The sequence below is a fragment of the Streptomyces sp. NPDC005181 genome (assembly GCF_040608395.1).
Lineage (GTDB): Bacteria > Actinomycetota > Actinomycetes > Streptomycetales > Streptomycetaceae > Streptomyces.
In genome coordinates, this window is the sequence record NZ_JBEXID010000080.1 from 23873 (window position 1) to 30820 (window position 6948).

Below are 6948 nucleotides of genomic sequence, written 5' to 3' on the forward strand. Positions count from 1 at the left end.
GGCGGCACTCCCGGAGTCGTTCGGAGTCCTTCCGGGGACCTCGTGGCTTTTCGAGGCCCCCACGTCGAGTCCGTACGGACCATCCTGACCCGACACGTCCCGCACAGCCGGACAGCTATTGCCGCAATCCGGGACACTCTTCGCATCCTGTGGTGTGCCCGGGGAAAGGACGCGATGCCATGTCGGAGGCTGCATCCACTCGGGTCGCCCTCGCGAACAGCACAGCCCTGCTCCCGTCACTCGCCCCACTGCTGCATGAATGGCTGCCCCGGCAGCGGTGGTTCGCGGGCAAGGGACGGCCGGTCACGGCCTTCTCCCTGGTCTCGGCGACCGAAATACTGCCGGTGGATACCGATTCCACCGGCATCGGTCAGGCGGCCGGCTCCGGGGCGGGACCGGGGCTGCTCCATCTGCTGATCCGGGTCCACCAGCCCTCCATGCCCGCCCAGTCGCCCGACGACTGCTACCAAATGCTGCTCGGGGTACGGTCCACGCTGCCGCCACGGCTCGCCCCGGCCCTCATCGGTCATGTGACGGGCGGTCCACTCGCCGGCCGGACGGTCTACGAAGGTCTGCACGATCCGCACCTCGCCGAACTTCTGCTGGAACGGCTGCGTACCCCGGGCACCCTCGGCACCCTCCGCTTCGACCGGGGCGCCGCCCCCATCCCTGCCGGCCTCACCCCACGCGTGCTCGACACCGAGCAGTCCAACTCCTCCCTCGTCTTCGGCAACGCCTATATCTTCAAGATCTTCCGTCGGGTCTTCCCCGGCACCAACCCCGATCTCGAACTGCCGCTCGCTCTCTCCCGGGAAGGCTGCGGGCGGGTCCCGGAACCCGTCGCCTGGTTCGAGGCGACGGCCCCCGAGCCACTCACCCTCGGCGTGCTCCAGCCGTTCCTGCGCGGTGCGGAGGACGGCTGGCAGCTGGCGCTGCGCGCGCTGGGCGCGGGCCATGACTTCACCCGCGAGGCCCGCGCCCTCGGACGGGCCACGGCCGAGGTGCACACGGCGCTCGCCACCGCCCTGCCGACGCCCGTGCTGCGCAGCGCCCAGACCGAGCATCTCGCCGCCGGTATGTTGCAGCGGCTGGAGGCGGCTGCCCAGGCGGTTCCGGCTCTTGTGCCTTACGTCCCCGGGCTGCGCACCGCGTTCGACGCCGTTGCCGCGCTGGGGCACAAGGGCCGCAGCTGGGCCGCACAACGCGTCCACGGCGACCTCCATCTCGGCCAGACACTGCGCGCGGCCGACGGTTTCTGGTCACTGATCGATTTCGAGGGCGAACCGGCGCGTCCCCTCCTGGAACGCCGCCGTCCGCAGCCGCCGGTGCGCGACATCGCGGGCATGCTCCGCTCCTTCGACTACGCGGCCCGCTCGCACCGGCCCTGGAACGCCGAGTGGGCGGCCCGCTGCCGGGCGGCCTACTGCGACGGGTACGCGGAGGCCGCTGGCGTCGATCCGCGCAGCGAGCCGGAGTTGCTGCGCGCCCATGAGACCGACAAGGCGGTGTACGAGGTGCTGTACGAGGCCCGCCACCGGCCCGACTGGCTGCCGGTCCCGATGGCCGCGATCCACCGCCTGGCCGCCGCCGTCGACTGATGCACCTGCGCAGTGCGCGCCTTCTTCGGCCGGGGGCCTCTTCCCTGCCCGGGCACCTGATTCCTGCCTCACCAACACCCTTCGAGGAGGCTGTCCCTGTGACCGCCCGCAAGCCGTCCCGCAACGCGCCCGATTCCACCGCGACCCCATCAGCACCCGCGGCCACGCCGACCCCGGCGGCCCAGCCGGTCCCTGCAACCACCGCGGCACTCTCCGCTCCCACGGCCACGGCAGGACCCTCAGCACCCGCGGCCTCGGCAACCTCCCCGGCCAAGCGGAAGAAGCCGGCAGCCAAGCGGGCCGATGCCTCTCCCCCGCGGCCGCGGCGTGGCGGCGGCGGTCGCGGTGTCCGGCCGGTGCGGGCCCTCGACGACGGCGACCGGGGGCGGTTGCTGGCCGGTGAGCACCACGCCCCGCACGATCTGCTCGGCGCACACATGGTCCGCGGCGGTGTGGCGTTCCGGGTGCTCCGTCCGTACGCGCGATCGGTGACCGTGCTCGCCAAGGGACTGCGGGCCACGCTGCACGACGACGGCGACGGCCTCTTCTCCGGCCTGCTGCCGATGCCGTCCGTCCCCGAGTACCAACTCCTGGTCGGCTACGCGGACAACGAGATCGAGGTCCATGATCCATACCGCTTCCTGCCCGCGCTCGGCGACCTCGATCTGCATCTGATCGGCGAGGGGCGGCACGAGGAGCTGTGGACCGCCCTCGGCGCGCAGCCCATGGAGCACCAGGGGATCACCGGCACCCGGTTCACCGTCTGGGCGCCCAATGCCCGCGGTGTGCGGGTCATGGGGGACTTCAACTACTGGGACGGCACGGGCTTCCCGATGCGTTCGCTCGGTTCCAGCGGGGTCTGGGAGCTGTTCCTCCCCGCGATCGGCGAGGGCGCGCTCTACAAGTTCGACATCTGCCGCCCGGACGGTACGCACACGGTGCGCGCCGACCCGATGGCCCGCCACACCGAGGTCCCGCCCGCCAATGCCTCGGTCGTGACGGCCTCGCACCACGAGTGGCAGGACCAGGAGTGGATGGCGCACCGCGGGGACGTACCCGTGCACGAGGCGCCGTTGTCCGTGTACGAGGTGCATCTGCCGTCCTGGCGGCCGGGACTCACCTACCGCCGGCTCGCCGAGCAACTCCCAGCATATGTAAGGGATCTGGGGTTCACACATGTGGAGCTGATGCCGGTCTCCGAGCATCCCTTCGGCGGCTCCTGGGGCTATCAGGTCACCGGTTTCTTCGCCCCGACGTCGCGTTTGGGTACCCCGGACGACTTCCGGTATCTGATCGATGCGCTGCACCGGGCCGGCATCGGCGTCATCGTCGACTGGGTGCCCGCCCACTTCCCGCGCGACGACTGGGCGCTCGCCGAGTTCGACGGCCGCCCGCTGTACGAGCACTCGGACCCGGCCCGCGCCGCGCACCCCGACTGGGGCACGCTCGAGTTCGACTTCGGCCGCACGGAGGTGCGCAACTTCCTGGTCGCCAATGCCACGTACTGGTGCGAGGAGTTCCACATCGACGGGCTGCGGGTCGACGCCGTCGCCTCGATGCTCTACCTCGACTACTCGCGCGAGGACGGGGAATGGGCTCCGAACGAGCACGGCGGCCGGGAGAATCTGGATGCTGTCGCCTTCCTCCAGGAGATGAACGCCACCGTCTACCGGCGGAATCCTGGCGTCATCACCATCGCCGAGGAGTCCACCGCCTGGGACGGCGTCACGCGCGCCACCCACCATGTCGGCCCCGGCGGCTTCGGCGGGCTCGGTTTCGGACTGAAGTGGAACATGGGCTGGATGCACGACTCCTTGGAGTACATGTCGAAGGAGCCGGTGCACCGCAAGTACCACCACAACGAGATGACCTTCTCGATGGTGTACGCGTACAGCGAGAACTACGTGCTGCCGATCTCGCACGACGAGGTCGTGCACGGCAAGCGGGCGCTGGTGTCGAAGATGCCCGGCGACTGGTGGCAGCAGCGCGCCAACCACCGGGCGTATCTCGGCTACATGTGGGCGCACCCGGGCAAGCAGCTGCTGTTCATGGGGCAGGAGTTCGCCCAGGGCGCCGAGTGGTCGGAGGGCCATGGCCCGGACTGGTGGCTGCTCGACCCGTCGTACGCGGCGGAGGCGGACCACCGGGGCGTACGGGACCTGGTGCGTGAGCTGAACGCGGTGTACGCGGCGACTCCGGCGCTGTGGCAGCGGGACACCGTCCCCGAGGGCTTCGCCTGGGTCGACGGCGGAGCCGCCGAGGACAATGTCTTCGCCTTCCTGCGTTTCGACGCGGACGGTGCGCCGCTGCTCGCGGTGTCGAACTTCTCGCCGGTGGTCCGCCACGAGTACCGGCTGGGCGTGCCGCCGTCCGTGTCCGCCTGGGCGGAGGTGCTCAACACGGACGCGGCACGGTACGGCGGCGGTGACGTCCTCAACCCGGATCCGCTGAAGCCGGAGTCCGTCGCCGCCCACGGTCACCGCACGAGCGTCCAGCTCACTCTGCCGCCGCTGGCGACGGTGTGGCTGAAGCCGGTGTGATGATCCCGAGCCGCTGGGTGGCCCGGGTCAGCGCCACATAGAGATCGTTGGGGGTCATCAGCGCGGGCGCGACGACGAGAACCGTGTCGAACTCCAGGCCCTTGGCCTGACGCGGGTCGAGCAGGACGACGGGCCGGTGCAGATCCAGCGGCCCGTCGTCGAGTCCTGTGAGTTCCGCATGGAGCTCGCGTGGGGCGATGACGGCGAGCCTGCCCTCCGCCGGGGTCTCGGCCTCGGCGAGCCCGGCCACGTCGGCGAGCGGCAGGGTGCGCTCCCAGGGCCGTGCACCGGTGGAGCGGATGGAGCGCGGGGGTTCGAAGGCGGGATCGGTGGCCCGGCGCCGCTCGGCCGCGTATTCCATGATCTCGGCGGGCGTACGGTAGTTGACCCCGAGCCGGGCCAGCTGCCAGCGGTCCTGGACGTGCGGCGCGAGGATCTCCTGCCAGGAGTCGCAGCCTGCCAGGTCGCCGGTCTGGGCCGGGTCGCCGACCAGGGTCATCGAGCGGGTCGGGCTGCGGCGCATCAGCAGCCGCCAGGCCATGGCCGACAGCTCCTGCGCCTCGTCGACGATGATGTGCCCGAACGCCCAGGTCCGGTCGGCGGCGGCGCGCTCGGCGGCGCTGCGGTGGTCGGCCTCCTCCTGACGCTCGGCGAACCGTTCGGCGTCGATGATGTCGTGCGCCGCGAGGACCTCGGAGGCGTCCTCGTCGATGTCCTCCTTGTCCTCGAACTCGTAGGTACGGGAGGCGTACGAGACGTCGAGGACGCCTTGCGCGTAGGCGATCTGGCGGGCCCGCTCGGCCTCGGCGGCGGCCTGGGCGGCTGAGTCGTCCGCACCGAGGAGCTCGGCGGCCTCGTCGAGGAGGGGCACGTCGGCAGGTGTCCAGGCCGCCTCCTTCGCGCGCCGGAGCAGCTCGGCGTCGTCCTCGGCCAGATGCGTGGGCTCCTCCAGATAGCCGGCGAGGAACTCCTGCGGGGTGAGCGGGGGCCACAAGGAGGTGATGGCGGCGTGCACCTCCGCGCTGGCGGCGATGCCCTTGCCGAGCTGGGCGATGTCGTCGGGGCCGAGGAAGTTCGGGCCGCCGTAGGGGTCGGCGCCGATGCGGTCGGCGAGTTGCGTGGTGAGATCGTCGATGATCCGGAAGGCGAAGGTGGGCAGGGCGAGATTGTGCGGCAGCCCGGTCTCGCGGGCCTTGTGCCGCGCTTCGACTGCCATGTCCCAGTCGAGGTTCAGCTCCCCGTCGTCGTGCGCGATGACGATCGGCTCGCCCTTCTCGGGCACCTGCTGCCGGTCCCGTACGGCCTCGGCCAGCACGCCGGCCATGTCCGCCCGTCCCTTGACGGCGGCGGCCGCGGGGCTGTCGGTTCCGGTGGCGTGCACGCCGGGGAACAGTTCGCCGACCGTCGACAGCAGAACGCCGGTCTCACCGAGCGAGGGCAGTACGTCGCCGATGTAGCCGAGGAAGGCCGGGTTGGGCCCGACGATCAGCACGGCCCGCTTGGCGAGCTGCTCCCGGTGTGCGTACAGCAGATACGCGGCCCGGTGCAGCGCGACTGCGGTCTTCCCGGTGCCCGGCCCTCCCTCGACGACGAGCACCCCGCGCTGCGGGGCGCGGATGATGTGGTCCTGCTCGGCCTGGATGGTCGAGACGATGTCGCCCATCCGGCCTGTGCGGGCGCTGTTCAGCGCGGCGAGCAGCACCTCGTCGGCGTCGTGCGACTCGTATCCGGTGCGCGTGGTGTCGGCGAGATCCATGATCTCGTCGTGCAACCCGGTGACCGTGCGCCCCTGCGTGGTGATGTGCCTCCTGCGGCGCAGCCCCATCGGTTCATACCCGGTCGCGAGATAGAACGGCCGCGCGACGGGAGCCCGCCAGTCGATCAGCAACGGGGTCCGCTCGGCGTCGTCCCGCCGAATTCCGGTGCGCCCGATGTGGTAGGTGACTCCGTCGCGCCTGTCGATCCGTCCGAAACAGAGTCCCGTGACGGCGGCATTCAGCGCGGCGAGCGAGGCGGAGTGCTCGGCGACGCCGATATCGCGCTCCACCCGCGCCTGTCGACCGGTGCTGAGCTGCGCGATCGTGGCGCGCATGGCGGCTTCGGCCGCTACCCGGAGCTGGTCGAGCCGCTCGTGGGCGAGGGAGACGAATTGCTGTTCCTGCCGCATATCCTCGGTTGACAATTCAGCCCCTGACGCGATAGAGTATATTTATTGAAGTTCTCCGCATATTGTGCAGTATGCGCACACGGAACTATTCAATATAGGCGAAGAAATACCCCGGCCGTCAATTCGGACCGGGTTTTTTGTTTGCCTCCAGGAGATGCTTGGCAGAGGGTCGGCGCGCCCGTCGCATCGAGCACGGCGCGCAGCCGTACGAGGATGCCCCGCCACAAGTCGGCGTCGCCGGAGTCGCCCCGGAGGGCCGCGAGCCCGGAGTCGGGCGCGAGGGCGATGGCCCGGACCGCGAGCACGGGGAAGTCCGACGGCAGCGCCGGCACGGGCTCCTACGGTCCGTGGACGGGATCGACCGGATCACCAGGAGGTAAGCGAGCAGCTCGGAGCAAGCTCAGAAAAAGCTCTGAAATCAGGCTTGTTCGGATTGGCCGTGCTTCACACGGAGATACCCCTCGCATACGCACATTCATCCGGAGCACGTCCGGATCGGGGGCTGCCATGTGGACCATGCTCACGCTCATCGACGCCGCGACCGCACTGGTACTACAGCCGGTGTTGTCACGGTGAGTGTTCTCGTTGGCGGTAGTGGCTGATGCGGGCTTGTGTCTGGTGGCGGCGTCGCCAGCGGTTCCAG

Annotated in this window: 3 protein-coding genes; 2 read left to right on the forward strand and 1 reads right to left on the reverse strand. The window is 70.3% G+C overall.

The window, feature by feature from the left end; all coding sequences use genetic code 11:
* Positions 1-179 precede the first annotated feature (179 nt).
* Together ABZV38_RS32215 and glgB are read left to right on the forward strand one after the other, a co-directional pair.
* Positions 180-1598, forward strand: a complete 1419-nt coding sequence (locus tag ABZV38_RS32215) for a phosphotransferase (RefSeq protein WP_356331976.1) — start codon at positions 180-182, stop codon at positions 1596-1598.
* 98 nt (positions 1599-1696) lie between these two features.
* The gene (gene glgB, locus ABZV38_RS32220) at positions 1697-4138 is read left to right on the forward strand and encodes a 1,4-alpha-glucan branching enzyme (RefSeq protein ID WP_356331977.1); all 2442 of its coding nucleotides are present in this window, start codon (positions 1697-1699) and stop codon (positions 4136-4138) included.
* Here the strand turns inward: glgB and ABZV38_RS32225 are convergent.
* Positions 4095-6305, reverse strand: a complete 2211-nt coding sequence (locus tag ABZV38_RS32225) for a UvrD-helicase domain-containing protein (protein ID WP_356331980.1) — start codon at positions 6303-6305, stop codon at positions 4095-4097. The genes glgB and ABZV38_RS32225 overlap by 44 nt on opposite strands.
* Positions 6306-6948: the final 643 nt, after the last annotated feature.